General features: G+C 67.9%; 15 protein-coding genes. 9 read left to right on the top strand and 6 right to left on the bottom strand.

Translation table 11 applies throughout. The annotated features are described in order from the left end of the window. The first annotated feature begins 11 nt into the window (after positions 1 to 11). Positions 12 to 569: a hypothetical protein gene (locus ASC66_RS06200; RefSeq protein WP_055836514.1), complete on the top strand. Its 558-nt coding sequence runs from the start codon at positions 12 to 14 to the stop codon at positions 567 to 569. A gap of 19 nt (positions 570 to 588) precedes the next feature. On the opposite strand, the gene ASC66_RS06195 is transcribed toward ASC66_RS06200, so the two are convergent. The 3 genes from ASC66_RS06195 to ASC66_RS06185 form a co-directional block, all read right to left on the bottom strand. Next, positions 589 to 948, bottom strand: a complete 360-nt coding sequence (locus ASC66_RS06195; protein WP_055836511.1) for a hypothetical protein — start codon at positions 946 to 948, stop codon at positions 589 to 591. A gap of 85 nt (positions 949 to 1,033) precedes the next feature. After that, complete coding sequence (locus tag ASC66_RS06190; RefSeq protein WP_055836509.1) at positions 1,034 to 1,375, bottom strand: DUF202 domain-containing protein; 342 nt, start codon at positions 1,373 to 1,375, stop codon at positions 1,034 to 1,036. A gap of 6 nt (positions 1,376 to 1,381) precedes the next feature. Next, a complete protein-coding gene (locus tag ASC66_RS06185) occupies positions 1,382 to 1,735 on the bottom strand; it encodes a YidH family protein (RefSeq protein ID WP_055836506.1) in 354 nt (117 codons plus the stop codon). Positions 1,736 to 1,852: 117 nt separating this feature from the next. Here ASC66_RS06185 and ASC66_RS06180 point away from each other — a divergent pair, with 117 nt between their 5' ends. Continuing rightward, positions 1,853 to 3,148 (top strand): APC family permease, encoded by a 1,296-nt coding sequence (locus ASC66_RS06180; protein WP_055838247.1) that lies wholly within the window; start codon positions 1,853 to 1,855, stop codon positions 3,146 to 3,148. A gap of 76 nt (positions 3,149 to 3,224) precedes the next feature. On the opposite strand, the gene gnd is transcribed toward ASC66_RS06180, so the two are convergent. Further along, entirely contained in the window at positions 3,225 to 4,673 is a 1,449-nt protein-coding gene (gnd, locus tag ASC66_RS06175; RefSeq protein ID WP_055836504.1) for an NADP-dependent phosphogluconate dehydrogenase, read from the bottom strand. Positions 4,674 to 4,963: 290 nt separating this feature from the next. Between gnd and ASC66_RS06170 the strand changes: the two genes are divergently transcribed. The 4 genes from ASC66_RS06170 to ASC66_RS06155 all read left to right on the top strand — a co-directional run bounded on the left by ASC66_RS06170 (position 4,964) and on the right by ASC66_RS06155 (position 8,922). After that, complete coding sequence (locus tag ASC66_RS06170) at positions 4,964 to 5,515, top strand: gluconokinase (RefSeq protein ID WP_353612517.1); 552 nt, start codon at positions 4,964 to 4,966, stop codon at positions 5,513 to 5,515. Positions 5,516 to 5,630: 115 nt separating this feature from the next. Then, positions 5,631 to 7,034, top strand: coding sequence for a GntP family permease (locus tag ASC66_RS06165; RefSeq protein ID WP_055836501.1), 1,404 nt, complete (start codon positions 5,631 to 5,633; stop codon positions 7,032 to 7,034). Positions 7,035 to 7,061: 27 nt separating this feature from the next. Next, positions 7,062 to 7,835 carry an SDR family oxidoreductase gene (locus ASC66_RS06160; RefSeq protein WP_055836499.1) on the top strand — a complete coding sequence of 258 codons (774 nt, stop codon included), beginning with the start codon at positions 7,062 to 7,064 and terminating at the stop codon, positions 7,833 to 7,835. A gap of 25 nt (positions 7,836 to 7,860) precedes the next feature. Next, a complete protein-coding gene (locus ASC66_RS06155) occupies positions 7,861 to 8,922 on the top strand; it encodes an L-idonate 5-dehydrogenase (protein ID WP_055836491.1) in 1,062 nt (353 codons plus the stop codon). A 141-nt stretch (positions 8,923 to 9,063) separates the two neighbouring features. On the opposite strand, the gene ASC66_RS06150 is transcribed toward ASC66_RS06155, so the two are convergent. Then, the gene (locus ASC66_RS06150; RefSeq protein WP_055836488.1) at positions 9,064 to 9,783 is read right to left on the bottom strand and encodes a FadR/GntR family transcriptional regulator; all 720 of its coding nucleotides are present in this window, start codon (positions 9,781 to 9,783) and stop codon (positions 9,064 to 9,066) included. A gap of 296 nt (positions 9,784 to 10,079) precedes the next feature. Between ASC66_RS06150 and ASC66_RS06145 the strand changes: the two genes are divergently transcribed. Then, entirely contained in the window at positions 10,080 to 10,655 is a 576-nt protein-coding gene (locus ASC66_RS06145; protein WP_055836486.1) for a 50S ribosomal protein L25/general stress protein Ctc, read from the top strand. A 50-nt stretch (positions 10,656 to 10,705) separates the two neighbouring features. Further along, on the top strand, positions 10,706 to 11,293 hold the full coding sequence (gene pth / locus ASC66_RS06140; RefSeq protein ID WP_055838242.1) for an aminoacyl-tRNA hydrolase: 588 nt from the start codon (positions 10,706 to 10,708) through the stop codon (positions 11,291 to 11,293). A gap of 53 nt (positions 11,294 to 11,346) precedes the next feature. Here the strand turns inward: pth and ASC66_RS06135 are convergent, their stop codons facing one another. Then, complete coding sequence (locus ASC66_RS06135; protein WP_162243478.1) at positions 11,347 to 11,928, bottom strand: TetR/AcrR family transcriptional regulator; 582 nt, start codon at positions 11,926 to 11,928, stop codon at positions 11,347 to 11,349. 169 nt (positions 11,929 to 12,097) lie between these two features. Here ASC66_RS06135 and ASC66_RS06130 point away from each other — a divergent pair, with 169 nt between their 5' ends. After that, positions 12,098 to 14,626, top strand: a complete 2,529-nt coding sequence (locus tag ASC66_RS06130) for an MMPL family transporter (RefSeq protein WP_055836481.1) — start codon at positions 12,098 to 12,100, stop codon at positions 14,624 to 14,626. Positions 14,627 to 15,129: the final 503 nt, after the last annotated feature.

The following is a 15,129-nucleotide window of genomic DNA, read 5'->3' as shown; positions in this document are numbered from 1 at the left end:
CTCTCGATCGGATGCCGTCGGCATCCGCCCGGCTAAACTCGGCGCAGAGTCGTTCGCCCTGCAACCTTCCGGAGCCCGCCATCGCCTTCCTCGCCCCCGACACCCGCGCGGCTCTCGAGCTGCTGCTCTCACTCGACACGGAACCAAACGCCGGCGCATCACCGGATGCCGCGGCCGCCGCTCTCGACCGCCTCGCCGCCATGCGCGGCCTGCTTGCCGCGCTCGAGGCTGAACCGGCAACGCTCGCCGCCGTCCGACAGGCGGTCGCATCCGGCGTGAGCTGGGACCGGCTGGGAGAGGCCGCGCGGCTCAGCCCCGCCGCCGCAAAGGCGCGGTGGCAGGGCAGCGACGAGGAGATCGCCGCCAGACACGAGGCCGGTCGCAAGCGCTCGGCCCGCCCAAGCGCCAAGCCCACCGATCTGCCCGGACTCTCGGTGGCCGAGGCGGCAGAGAAACTCGGCGTCACCGTGCAGGCGATCTATCTGCGGGTGTCCCGCGGCCAGCTCGAGGCGCAGACCGTGGAGCTGCCGGACGGGCGCCGCTACAAGCGGGTGTTCCCGAGCGACTAGAGGAGAAGGTGAGGGTGCGCTAGCTCTGCTGGCCGCGCACGATCCCGGACGGGACCCCGGGCAGGAACCCGAGCGGTGCGAGGTGCCGCTCCGCTCCGCTCTGGTTGAGCGAGTAGCACTGCCAGCCGGGGCCGCCCTCGCCGAACAGCTCGAATCCGGAGCGCGAGCCGCCGGCATCCGGCACAAGGGTGGCGACGGTCACCTGGCAGGCCCTATCGGCGGTCGCCGTCGACACGCCGACGGTCGTGAGGATCGTCGGCAGAACCAGGCCGAGCACGCAGAGCAGCACAACGATCTGGGTCAGCCGTCTGCGCCGATTGCCGTGCAGTGGCCGAGAATCGTCGTCGTCGTGAATGGCGAGCTCTGGATAGTTGGTCATCGCTTCCATCATCTCAGCTCGCGCGCGTCGGTTCGCACGCGCGACTCGAGCGAGCCCGGCATGAGAGGCGGGGGCCGTCGGTTCGTCAGCGGATGGTCAGGATCGATGCGATGCCGGCGCCGCTGGCCAGCAGCGCCACGAGCGCTGCCAGGGCCAGCGCCGTTGCGCTGCTCGTCGGGGGAGTGCCGACCGCACGCAGCAGCTGGCGTTTGCGCACCGAGGAGTAAGCGGTCGCGCCCGCGGCGGCGAGCAACAGCATGGCCCCCACGCCGAGGAACAGCGGAGCGTTGCCGACCATGCCGGCGCGCAGCACGAGCACGCCGTTCACCGCGACGGCCAGCGCCGTGCGGTTCCACGCCAGCGCCGTGCGCTCCGGCTGCAGGCCGGGGTCGCGCGGCGGGCGAGCGGCTGGGTTCGCGCTGCTCATCGAGGGTTAGCCGAAGACCATGAGCACGGCGATGACGGCGGCAGCGACCAGCGAGAATCCCGCCAGCAGCGGCAGCAACAGCGTGAACGGCAGCGGCTCACCGGTGCGCATCGCGATCTCGTTCGCGCGCCAGCGGGTGTACGCGATCACGCTGAGCACGGCTCCGATCACGGCCAGCAGCACGGCGAGGGCGACCACGACCCAGCGTGGGCCGAGAGAATTCGAGAACTGGTGCAGCAGCACGCCACCGGCCAAGAGGGCGAGCGCGGTGCGGATCCAAGCGAGGAAGGTGCGCTCATTCGCGAGCGTGAAGCGGTAGTCGGGCTCTTCGCCCTGCTGTCGCCACCGGGGGTTCTGCATTCGATGCTCCTCGTTGCTTGCCGGCTTCCAGTATTGCGGATGCCGGGCGGCGCCACCGGCCATTCGCCACCGGCCATTCGTCACTGGCCGTTCACCCCGTTTCGCTACGATCAGCGGGTGAACACGCTGCAACGGCACCTCGGCATTCCCGGAGCCATGGCCATCGGCCTGGCCTCGATGGTCGGCGCGGGAGTCTTCTTCGTCTGGGCACCCGCCGCCGCGGTCGCCGGGTCCGGACTGCTCATCGGGCTGTTGATCGCCGCCGTTGTGGCCACGCTGAACGCGCTGAGCTCGGCCCAACTCGCCATGGCGCACCCGGTCTCCGGCGGCGCATACGCCTACGGGCGAGCACTCCTCGGGCCGTGGTGGGGCTTCTCGGCCGGCTGGCTCTTCCTCGCAGGCAAGACGGCGTCGGCCGGGGCGATCGCCCTCATCGCCGGCGGCTACCTGTGGCCGGGCCATGAGCGGCTCGTGGCCATTGCCGTGATCCTCGTGCTCGGCACCGTCAACGCCCTCGGGGTGCGCAGCACGGCCAGAGTCAGCGCCACCGTCGTCGCCGTCGTGCTCGCCGGGCTCAGCGCACTGCTGCTGCTCGTGGCGCTCTGGCTTTCCGGGGGAGGCCAGGCGGTCGGCGCGCCGATCGGCGAGTTCGGCGGGGCGGATGCCGGCTGGCTCGGCATCCTGCAATCGGCCGGGCTGTTGTTCTTCTGCTTCGCCGGCTATGCGCGCATGGCGACGCTCGGCGAGGAGGCCAGAGACCCGCGGCACACCCTGCCGCGCGCCATCCTGGCAGCACTCGGTGTCGCGCTGGTGCTCTACGCGGCCGTCGGGACCGCCTGCGTTCTCGTGCTCGGACCAGACCGGCTCGCGCGCTCCGCGTCTCCGCTGGCCGAGCTCGCCGCGGTCGTCACGGGCGCACCGAGCGAACCAGACACGGCCGGTGCGGCCGGCGGCTGGGTGCTCGTCGTCAGCCTCGTCGCGGCGCTGGCCTGCCTCGGCTCGCTGCTCGGCATCCTGGCCGGCCTCAGCCGCACGGGCCTCGCCATGGCGCGGGACAGCGAGCTGCCCGGCGCGCTCAGCCGTGTCTCGGCGCGCACGAGCTCGCCCGTGGTCGCCGAGGCGGGCGTCGCCGCGCTCGCGATTGCGGCCGTGCTGCTGCTCGACCCGGCCTGGCTCGTCGGCTTCTCGGCGACGTGCGTGCTCGTCTACTACGCCATCGCGCACCTGGCCGCGCTGCGGCAGCCGCGCACGGAGCGCTGGCTGAGCCGAGCGGTGCCGATCGCCGGCGCGTTCGGCTGCGCGCTGCTGGCATTCACCCTGCCGTGGCAGGGAGTGCTGATCGCGGCGCTCGTGCTGGGCATCGGGCTCGCCGCGCGCGGCATCCGTCTGGCTCGACGTCGCACCGACGCCTGAACGGCGAAACGCGCCGCCTCACCGAGTGAGACGGCGCGTTCTGCGCTGGCGACGGGCCCGATCAGTGGGCGTCGAGTCAGTGAGAGTCGACGGCCTGGATCTCGCTGCGGTCGCCCGACCACAGCGTGTGGAAGGTGCCGTCCTGGTCGACGCGCTTGTAGGTGTGCGCACCGAAGAAGTCGCGCTGGCCCTGCACGAGCGCGGCCGGAAGGCGCTCTGCGCGCAGCCCGTCGTAGTACGCGAGCGAGGACGAGAATGCGGGCGAGGGGATGCCCGCCTCTGCCGCGGCCACGACGACTCGGCGCCAGGCCGCCTGCGTGCTGGTCATCACGTCGACGAAGAACGGCGCTGTGACCAGGGCCACGAGTGCGGGGTTCTCGGCGTATGCCTCGGTGATGCGGTTGAGGAAGCGGGCCCGGATGATGCAGCCGCCGCGCCAGATCTTGGCGATCTCACCCTTCTTGATGTCCCAGCCGTACTGCTCGGCGCCGGCGACGATGGCGTCGAATCCCTGCGAGTAGGCGATGACCTTCGAGGCGTAGAGGGCCAGGCGCACGTCCTCGACGAAGGCGTCGGCATCGGCGACGACGAAGTCGCCGTCCGGGCCGGGGAGCACGGATGCCGCGGCGCGCTGTGCCGGCTTCGACGAGAGCGAGCGGGCGAACACAGCCTCGGCGATGCCCGAGACGGGGATGCCGAGGTCGAGGGCCGTCTGCACGGTCCACACGCCGGTGCCCTTGGAACCGGCCTGGTCGAGGATGACGTCGACGAGCGGGGCGCCGGTCTGTGGGTCGATCTGCTTCAGGACCTCGGCGGTGATCTCGATCAGGTAGCTCTCGAGATCGCCCGTGTTCCACTCGGCGAAGATGTCGGCGATCTCGGCGGGGGTCTTGCCGGTTCCGCGACGGATCAGGTCATACGCCTCGGCGATGAGCTGCATGTCGGCGTACTCGATGCCGTTGTGGATCATCTTGACGAAGTGGCCGGCGCCGTCGGTTCCGACGTGCGTGACGCAGGGCTCACCGTCGACGACGGCGGCGATCGATTTGAGGATCGGGCCGAGCGTCTCCCACGCCTCTGCGGATCCGCCCGGCATGATCGAGGGCCCGAGCAGTGCACCCTCTTCGCCGCCGGAGATGCCGGCGCCGACGAAGTTGATGCCCGTTGCGCGCACGGCGGCCTCACGGCGGATGGTGTCGGTGAACAGCGCGTTGCCGCCGTCGACGATGATGTCACCGGGCTCGAAGACCTCGGTCAGCTGGGTGATCACGGCGTCGGTGGCGCGGCCGGCCTGCACCATGATGATCGCGGTGCGCGGCTTCTGCAGCGAGGCGGCGAACTCTTCGATGGTCTCGGATGCGACGAAGCCGGCATCCGGGAACTCAGCCGTGACGGCGCGCGTCTTCTCGGCGGAACGGTTGAAGATGGCGACCGTGTTGCCTTCGCGGCTGGCGAGGTTGCGGGCGAGGTTCGAGCCCATCACCGCCATTCCGATCACGCCAATGTTTGCCTGAGCTTCTGACATGGGGATACTCCTAATGCGCAGTGGGGAGATGGCGTGCAGAGTGATGCACCCGCGATACACGGTAGCAAAACTGCGCGGCGTCGGTTTCAACCGGCCGTTGTGTGACGGCGCACCCGCGCGGCAGCGTCGAAAACTCAGTCGTTCTGGGAGCACTCTGAACGCCGAATGAGCGCGCCGTGTGGGGGAGCTGGGCGTAAAACCGCGTGATACAGTTTTCGTAATAAATCTGATTTATGGATCTCGTATCGATGAAGAATCAGATGTAATGAAGCGTCTGAGGAGTAAACACCGTGTCTGTCAGCAACGCGACCGCGAGCAACTTGTCGGGCGTTCCGCCACTCATCGTCATGGGCGTCTCCGGTTCCGGCAAGTCGACGATCGGCACCGCACTGGCCGAGGCGCTCGGCATCGAGTTCATCGACGGTGACGATCTGCACCCCAGCGCGAACAAGGCCAAGATGGCCGCAGGAAATCCGCTGAACGACGAGGACCGGGCACCCTGGCTCGAGATCATCGCCGAGCGCATCGGTTCCGAACTAGCCGACGGCCGTCCGATCGTCGTCGCCTGCTCTGCGCTCAAGCGCAAGTATCGCGAGCAGCTGACCGCCTACGCTCCCAGCACGGTCTTCGTACACTTGAACGGGGAGCGCTCTGTGATTTCCGAGCGCCAGAGCCACCGCGTGCACGAGTACATGCCGAACACCTTGCTTGACTCCCAGTTCACCACGCTCGAACCGCTGCAGAGCGACGAGCGTGCCGTGATCGTTGACCTCACGAAGAGCCCAGACGAGATCGTCGACTACGTCAGCGCGGAGCTTCGCGCTCTCACCAGCGGCGTCTGATCACCGGGAACAGCCGCCCCCACAACTTCATGCCGTGCGCAACCCCCGCGCGCACGCCGGAACCAGCGCATTGATCCCGATGTGCGACATGAATCACAAGAAGGAATAGACAACGATGACTGACCTCGAGCTCAACTGGACGCTCAACACACCCGGGCTCCTGCTCGTTGCGGTGGGCGCGATCGCCCTGCTGCTCGTGTTGATTATGAAGTTCCGCATTCACGCCTTCGTGGCGCTGATCGTGGTCAGCGTCGTGACCGCGATCGCCACCGGCATCCCGGCCGTCGGCCTCGTGCCGACCCTGATGAGCGGCTTCAGCTCGACGCTCGGCAGCGTGGCGCTGCTCGTCGGTCTGGGCGCCATGCTCGGCCGCATGCTCGAGGTCAGCGGCGGTGCAGAGGTGCTCACCAACGCGCTCATCAAGACCTTCGGTGAGAAGCGCGCCCCGCTCGCGCTCTCGATCGCCTCGCTGATGTTCGGATTCCCGATCTTCTTCGATGCCGGCCTCGTCGTGATGCTGCCGATCATCTTCACGGTCGCCCGCCGTCTCGGCGGCTCGCTGCTCACCTACGCGTTCCCCGCCGCGGCCGCCTTCTCGGTCATGCACATCTTCGTGCCGCCGCACCCCGGCCCCGTCGCCGCGACCGGGCTGCTCGGCGCGGATGTCGGACTCGTCATGGTGTTCGGTCTGCTCGTCGCGATCCCCACCTGGTACCTCACCGGTTACCTCTTCGGCCACGTCCTCGGCCGCCGCTTCAACATTCCCGTTCCCACGATCCTTGACGCCCCGGCCGACTCGATCGAAAACAAGTTCCGCTCCTCGCCGAAGCTCGGCACGATCGTCTTCCTGCTGCTGCTCCCGCTCGGCCTCATCTTCCTCAACACCGGCCTCAACATGCTCGGCACCGCCGGCGTCGTCTCGCTCGAGGACGGCTGGGTCCAGGCACTCCGTGCGCTCGGCGAGACCCCGATCGCCCTCCTCATCACCGTGCTGCTGGCCATGTGGCTGCTCGGATGGCGCCAGCAGAAGGAACGCTCGCTCGTCGAGACCGTCGTCGACAGCGCGCTCGGGCCGATCTGTTCCATCATCCTCATCACCGGCGCCGGCGGCATGTTCGGTGGCGTCCTGCGCGCCAGCGGCATCGGCAACGCCATCGCCGACTCGCTTGACGCGATCGGGCTGCCCGTGATCGTCGCCGGCTTCGTCATCGCCGCCGTCGTGCGCCTCGCGCAGGGTTCGGCCACCGTCGCGCTCACCACCGCCGCCGCGCTGATCCAGCCCGTCGTACTCGGAAACCCCGAGTTCAACGCCGTGCAGACCGTCGCGATCGTGCTCAGCCTCGCCGCCGGCTCGGTGTTCGCCGGTCACGTGAACGACTCCGGCTTCTGGCTCGTCAGCAAGTTCTTCGGCATGGACACCAAGACGACGCTCAAGACGTGGACCGTCGGTCAGGCCCTCATCGGTATCTGCGGCTTCGTCTTCTCGCTCGCGATCTACCTCATCGCCAGCACGTTCTAACGCCGGCACACTGAAACGGAGAGAGCAATGACACTGAACATGTTCGATCTCACGGGCAAGGTCGCCCTCGTCACCGGTTCCAGCCGGGGCATCGGCTCCGCCATCGCCCGCGGCCTCGCCGCGGCGGGCGCCACGGTCGTGCTCAACGGCCTCGACGAGCAGCGACTGGAGGGTGCCCGCGTGGCACTCGCGGCCGAGTTCGGCGAGGAGCGCGTGCGCGCGATCGGCTTCGACGTGACGGATGCCGCGGCCGCGGCATCCGGAATCAACTGGGTCGAGGCCGAGGTGGGTCCGCTCGACATCCTCGTCAACAACGCCGGCGTTCAGCACCGCGTTCCCATGCTCGACCTCGACGTCGAGGACTGGGAGCGGGTGCTCCGCACCAACCTCACCAGCGCCTTCCTCGTCGGACGCGAGGCCGCGCGCCACATGATCCCGCGCGGTGCGGGCAAGATCATCAACGTCGCCTCGGTGCAGACCGATCTCGCCCGTCCCACCATCGCGCCGTACACGGCGTCGAAGGGCGGCATCCGCAACCTCACGCGTGCGATGACGGCCGAATGGGCGGAGCACGGCCTGCAGATCAACGCGATCGCGCCCGGCTACATCCACACCGAGATGACCCAGAAGCTCGTCGACGACACCGTCTTCAACGAGTGGATCCTCGGCCGCACCCCCGCACACCGCTGGGGCACCGTCGACGACCTCGTCGGCCCGGCCGTCTGGCTGGCCTCTGCCGGCTCCAACTTCGTCAACGGTCAGGTCGTCTTCATCGACGGCGGCATGACCGTCGTCGTCTAGCAGCACCGACACACGGGAGACACACATGAGCACCATCCCCACCGAAACTGTCCCGACCCAGACCCTCGGCGTCGTCGCGCACAGCGCGGGCGACATGCGCATCGAATCCGTGCCGGTCCCCACCCCGGCCGGCGACGAGGCCGTCGTCGAAATCGCCTACGGCGGCATCTGCGGTTCCGATCTGCACTACTGGCAGCACGGCGCGGCGGGGGAGTCGCGGCTCATGGCGCCGATGCTGCTCGGCCACGAGGTCGTCGGGCGCGTGCTCGTTGCGGCCGCCGACGGCAGCGGGCCGGCAGTCGGGACCGAGGTCGCCGTGCACCCGGCGACGCCGGGACCCGGTGACGGATCGCCCTACCCGGCCGACCGCCCGAACCTCTCGCCCGGATGCACCTACCTCGGCAGCGCCGCGCGCTTCCCGCACACCGAGGGGGCGTTCGCGCGCTACGCGGTGTTGCCCGCGCGCATGTTGCGGGCGCTGCCCGCCGGGCTCTCGCTGCGCGATGCCGCCCTGGTCGAGCCGGCCGCCGTGGCCTGGCACGCCGTCGCCCGGGCTGGCGATGTCGCAGGCAAGCGCGTGCTCGTCGTCGGCAGCGGGCCGATCGGCGCGCTCGTCGTCGCCGTGCTGAAGCGCGCGGGTGCCGCCGAGATCGTGGCCGTCGACATGTTCGACAAGCCGCTCGAGATCGCCACGGCGGTCGGAGCGACGCGCACGATCGTGGCGACGGATGCCGATGCGATCGCCGCCGTGCAGGCCGACATCGCCTTCGAGACCTCCGGCAACTACCGGGGACTCGCCTCCGCGGTGCGCGGCGCGACCCGCGGCGGGCGCGTCGTCATGGTGGGACTGCTGCCATCCGGCGAGCAGCCGGCGCTCATCTCGCTCGCCATCACGCGCGAGCTAGAGCTCGTCGGTTCGTTCCGCTTCAACGACGAGATCGACGAGGTGATTGCGGCGCTGGCCGACGGATCGCTGCAGGTGGGGCCGGTTGTCACGCACGAGTATGACGCCGCGGACGCGCTGGAGGCGTTCGACGTTGCCCGCGATTCTGCGACCAGCGGCAAGGTTCTGCTCCGCTTCTCCTAGCGTCCAGATTTCGACAGGCTCAATCAGCGGGTGTCCCGCCGGTTGGGCCTGTCGTCGTATCCGCCCCGCCCCGCTGGTTGAGCGAGCCCGCTGGTTGAGCTTGTCGAAACCCCGCTGGTTGAGCCTGTCGAAACCGCCGCGTCAGTCGTTCAGGAACTGGCGGGGCTGATCCTGCCAGACCTGCTCCACCTCGTTGGTGGTGCGGCGCATGATCTTGTCCATGGCGGCGCGCGCGGCATCCGGCCTGCGGCCCTGGATCGCATCGGCGACGTCGACGTGCCACTGCAACGCCTCCTCGTGCGGATGCCGCGGCATCAGCCCGTAGTCGGTGCGACCGCGCAACACCGCGCCGATGACGCCGCGCAACTCGGTGAACATCTCGTTGCCGGATGCGCAGAGCACGAGGCTGTGGAAGTGGATATCGAGCTCGAGGAACTTCTGCAGATCGCCGGAGCGGCCCACGGCCCGCATCTGCGCGGCAACGGCCATCAGCTCGGCCGCCGTGTCATCCGGTGCATGTTCTGCGGCCAGCTCGGCGGCGGCAGGCTCAACCGCCGAACGCAGCTCGGTGAGCGACCGGAGTTGCGCACCTTTGCCCTCCGAGGCGATGCGCCAACGGATGACGGAGGGGTCGAAGAGTGACCATGAACTCATCGGCAACACACGGATGCCGATGCGCTTGACCGATTCCACGAGGCCGAGAGAGGCCAACACGCGCACGGCTTCGCGGACCACGGAGCGCGAAACACCGAGTTCATTCTCGAGGTGTTCGGCATGCATCGTGTCGCCGGCGGCCAATTCGCCACTCACAACTCGTTGACCGAGACTCTCGATCACAAGTTGGTGCAGACGGGAGCTCATGTCATGAGGATATCGGGCTTGACGCCGGCGCCGGATGGCGCTGCGAGCACGCTCTCGTGGCAGCGTCAGCAAACTCGCAAACTCCCGGGTAGACTAGGCCACTGAACTTCGGCGAGGGATGCCCCTCGAAACGCCCGTACGGGTGAATCTGGCATCCGTTATCGACGCGGTGGGAGGGGCTTCACGGCTTGTCCTCACGCTGACATGCGTTCGAGTTGACAATCCAGACCCCCGGTCTGGTCAGACATCGATCTGGGCACTGTGCGTATCAGCACCGGCCCACAAGGAGAATCATCATGAGCGACGTAGACAAGGTTGCAACCGAGGTCCGCGAGTCCTTCGGCAAGGGCGCTGCCCGCAAGATCCGCGCCGTCGGCAAGATCCCTGCCGTCATCTACGGTCACGGCACCGAGCCGCAGCACGTCACCCTTCCGGCACACCAGATGGGCCTGATCCTGCGCAAGTCCAACGCGCTGCTCGACCTGGACATCGCCGGCAAGAGCCAGCTCGTCCTCGTCAAGGACGTCCAGAAGGACCCGGTTCGCCAGATCATCGAGCACATCGACCTCATCGTCGTCCGCAAGGGCGAGAAGGTTCAGGTCGAGGTCTCGATCCACGTCGAGGGCGAGTCCTTCGGTGGCACCCTGGTCGACCAGGGTCTGCACACCCTCCTGCTCGAGGCCGAGGCCACCCACATCCCGACGCACGTCGTCGTGAACGTCGAGGGCTTCGAAGACGGCGCAGAGGTCTTCGCCAAGGACATCGAGCTGCCCAAGGGCTCCACGCTGCTCACCGACGCTGACGCCCTCGTCATCGCCGTGCACACGCAGGCCGCAGCGAAGGCTGACGAGACCGCTGAAGTAGCCGAGTAATCATTTTCACCCTGTTTCGTCGGGCACAGAAGGAGCAAACTGTGAACTCTGTGCCCGGCAACACTTGGTTGGTGGTCGGGCTCGGCAACCCCGGGCCCGGCTACGCCAGCCACCGCCACAACGTCGGCCAGATGGTCGTGGATGAGCTTGCCTCCCGCCTCGGCGCGACGTTCAAGAAACACAAGACTCCCGCCCAGGTGGCCGAGGGCTTTCTGCGCCCCGGCGGGCCCAAGCTCGTGCTCGCGAAGTCGAATGGCTACATGAACACCTCGGGTGGCCCCGTCGCCGCCCTGCTGAAGTTCTATTCGTTGCCGCTGGAGCGCCTCATCGTCGTCCACGACGAACTCGACATCCCGTTCGACTCCGTCAAGCTCAAGTCCGGCGGTGGTCACGGCGGTCACAACGGCCTGCGCGACATCGCCAAGGCCGCGAACTCGCCGGAGTACGTGCGCGTTCGCGTCGGCGTCGGTCGCCCGCCCGGTCGGCAGGATCCGGCCGACTTCGTGCTCCAGGGCTTCTCCTCGACCGAACGCTCCGTGTTGCCGAACCTGCTCTCCGATGCCGCGGATGCCGTCGAGCTCGTCATCACCGACGGAATCCTCGCCGCGCAGCAGAAGGTGCACGCCCCCTCCGCCTGAGCCGGCTCAATCACCGGCAAGCAATCGGCGGGCGACCCGGTGACACCGGGACCTCATGGCCGCGGCTGAACCACCAGCTCCACCAGGTCATCGACGCGCACGCTCTGATCGGCCGCGGTCGCCAACAGTCGGTAGAGCACGGCGCCGACGAGTGACTCCGCCAGCACGCCGGGACTCGCGGCGCCTCGGAGCTGACCACTCGCCCGGGCCTGTTCGAGCCGCACAACGAGGAGTGGCTCGCTCGGGAGGGCGAGGTTCTCGTAGAGCGCCGAGCGCAATCGGTCGTCTTCGACGGCCGCGACCACCATGCCCCGCATGAGCGAGCGGAACCCCGGCTCATCCAGCGCCGTCTGCAGCACGGCCAACCATTCGGTCAGATCGGCTTCGAGATCGCCGCTGTTGGCGACAACGGGCGAGAAACCCGGTGTGAGTCCGTCGAGCACGCACTCGGCGAGGATTGCACTCTTCGACGGCCACCAGCGGTAGATGGTCTGCTTGCCGACGCCCGCTTCTGATGCGATCCGTTCGATCGTGAGACCGGAAAACCCCAGCTCGGGCAACAGTCGCACGGCCGCGTGCATGATCGCCAGCCGTGCGCTCTCGCTGCGTGCTCGTCCCGGTCGCGTGCTCCTCATGCACCCCACCATATTCCGGTGCAGCCGGCCGCGGCACCCGCAGCGGGTGGGCACACGGCGTCGGCCGCGCCGCCCGGGCTGGGTACGGGCTGGGAACCGAGCAGCGGATTTTGCAACGAGACACTCCGTTCCGTAACGTGACAACTCGGACTTGACCTGAAGGAACGACGTGGCTGAACTGCTGTACCGGCTTGGAAAATTCTCTGCGAGACGCGCCTGGCTGGTGATCCTCTCCTGGCTGGCCGTTCTCGCCGTCGCCGGTGGGGCATTCCTCGTCGGTTTCAGTTCGCTCGCCTCGAACTTCGACATCCCCGGAACCGCATCCGGCGCGGTCACCGACGCGCTGGCCGAGGAGCTTCCCGATTACGCGGGTGCATCGGGCACGATCATCTTCTCCACCTCCGACGGATCGGCGCTGTCTGCCGAGCAGCAGGCCGAGATCTCCGCCCTCGTCGAGGGCGCCGAGTCGCTGCCCGACGTCGCCACCGTGATTGATCCCTTCGCCACCGAAGAACAACGGGCCGAGCAGTCGCAGCAGCTGGCGGATGCCGAGCAGCAGCTCGCCGATGGACAGGCCCAGCTCGACGCGGGCCGCGAGCAGCTCGAGGCCGGGCAGGCTCAGCTCGACGCCGGCCAAGCGCAGCTCGACGCTGCACAACTGCAGATCGACGATGCGCGCGCGCAACTCGACGTCGCCGGCATGCCCACAGAGCAGCTCGACGCCCAGCAGGCCGAGCTGGACGCGCAGCAGGCCCAGCTCGATTCGCAGGCAGAGCAGGTCACGGCCGGCCTCGCCGAACTGGATGCCAAACAGGCCGAACTCGATGAGGGCGCGCACACGGCGGAGATGGGCACCGAGCTCCTCTCGATGGCGGAGAGCATCCGCATGGTCTCAGAGGATGGCTCGACGGCCGTCGTCAACGTGTCGTTCAGCGTTCCGATGCTCGAGCTCGACGAGGCGTCGAAGGCGGCAGCGATCGACTACTTCACGGGATCCCCGATCGACGGCGTCGACGTCTCCTACTCGACCACCATCGGCCAAAGCGTGCCCAGCATCTTCGGCGTCGGCGAGGCGGTCGGTCTGGTGATGGCCGCCATCGTGCTCATCGTGATGCTCGGATCCCTCCTGGCTGCCTCCTTCCCGCTCATCACCGCTCTCGTCGGTGTCGGCATCGGAGTGCTCGCCTCGCTCTCCTTCTCAGGCATCGTGTCGATGACCTCCGTCACCCCGGTGCTCGGTGTCATGCTCGGGCTCGCGGTCGGTATCGACTACTCGCTCTTCATCATCAACAGGCACCGCAAGCAGCTGCTCGCCGGCGCCGAGGTGCGTGAGTCGATCGGCCTCGCCAACGGCACGGCGGGCAACGCCGTCGTGTTCGCCGGTGCCACCGTGATCGTGGCGCTGCTCGCGCTCAACGTGACCGGGGTGCCGTTCCTCGCCCTCATGGGTACGGTCGGAGCCGTCTGTGTTTTGGTCGCAGTTCTGCTGGCGGTCACCATGACCCCGGCCCTGCTGGGGCTCGCGGGCGAACGACTGATCGGTCGCCGCGCCCGCGCGCGTTTGGCCGATGGCGCGAAGACGGAGAAGCCGGTCAAGGCGATGTCGACCTGGCGCGCGGTCGTCACCGCCGTGCTCAGTGTCGCGCTGCTTCTGGTCGTCGCCATCCCGGCACTCTCGATGCGCGTCGGCCTGCCCGATGGCAGTTCAGAGCCGGAAGGCTCTCCCACCTACAACGGCTACACGATCAGTGCCGAACAATTCGGGGCCGGTTCGAACGCGACCCTGTTGGTGACCGCCGAGCTGCCGGAAGGGCTGAGCGGCGACACAGAGGTGCTCGAGGCGCAACTCGCGGTCGCGCGGGAGCTCTACGGCCTCGACAATGTGACCGCGGTCGCGCCGATCGCCGTCTCCGACGACAACAGCCTTGCCGCCTTCCAGGTGATTCCGGCCGAGGGGCCGAACGCGGAGTCGACGGATGCGCTGGTGCGCGAGATGCGCGCCCTGCCTCCGGTGAACGGTGACATCACGCTGGGCGTTGCCGGCCAGGCGGCGATCAACATCGATATCTCCGAGAGCCTGCTCGACGTGCTGCCGACGTACCTGCTGCTCGTTGTCGGGCTGTCGCTGCTCATCATGATTCTGGTGTTCCGCTCGATTCTGGTGCCGATCATCGCAACGGGTGGCTTCGTGCTCTCGCTGCTGGCGACCTACGGCGCCACCGTGGCGGTATTCCAGTGGGGCTGGTTCGCCGACATCATCGGTCTGCACAACACAGGACCGATCCTCAGCTTCCTTCCGGTGATCCTCATCGGAATCCTGTTCGGACTGGCCATGGACTACCAGCTGTTCCTGGCGTCCGGCATGCGTGAGGCCTACGTGCACGGTGCGAATGCTCGGGATGCCGTTGCGCAGGGCTTCCGCGCTGGGCGTTCCGTCGTGACGGCCGCAGCCCTGATCATGGTGTCGGTGTTCGGCGGATTCATCTTCTCGGAGTCGACCATGATCCGCTCGATCGGATTCGGCTTGGCCTTCGGTGTGCTCATCGACGCCTTCATCGTGCGCATGCTGCTGATGCCGGCGCTCATGCACCTGCTGGGAAAGAGCGCGTGGTGGATTCCGCGCTGGCTCGACCGCATCATGCCGAACGTCGACGTCGAGGGGGCAGCGTTGGAGCGCCGCCACCACTCCGCTGGTTGAGCGGGTTGAAACCAGCGTTGGCGCGCCGCCACCACTCCGTTGGTTGAGCGTGTCGAAACCGCTGTACTGAGGAAGGCCTCGGTCTGAGCATCTGCTCGGGCCGGGGCCTTCGTCGTAGTGGCGCTTGCTCCGCTGGTTGAGCTTGTCGAAACCGCACCAGCAGCGGTGGCCGTTGCTGAGTCTGCCGGGGGTGGGGCTGCCGCCTTTCGTGACGCTGCGCGTCACGCTGCGCGACACGCCCGGGGGTGTCCTGTTTTTGCGCAGGTGGGCGGATGCCGCGTAATGTCTTCCTTGTTGCCCCACAGGTTTGGAAGCGGAAAACGCAGGCCGGCCTCAAGCGGGAACAGGATCTTAGCCATAAATCTTCTGGTTGTCGCGTTTGCGGTGCCGGGGTTTCACGCCTAGGATTGACACTTGCCTCTTCTTCTTCTCGCCTGCGGGTTTGAGTCGGATTCTGGTGCTTTCGGGCCTGGAGTGTATGACTTGCTCGGTTTTGCGTCGGG

It is taken from the genome of Leifsonia sp. Root4 (assembly GCF_001425085.1).
GTDB lineage: Bacteria > Actinomycetota > Actinomycetes > Actinomycetales > Microbacteriaceae > Microterricola.
The sequence above is the reverse complement of the archived record's forward strand: the minus strand, read 5'-3'. Positions and strand labels throughout refer to the sequence as shown.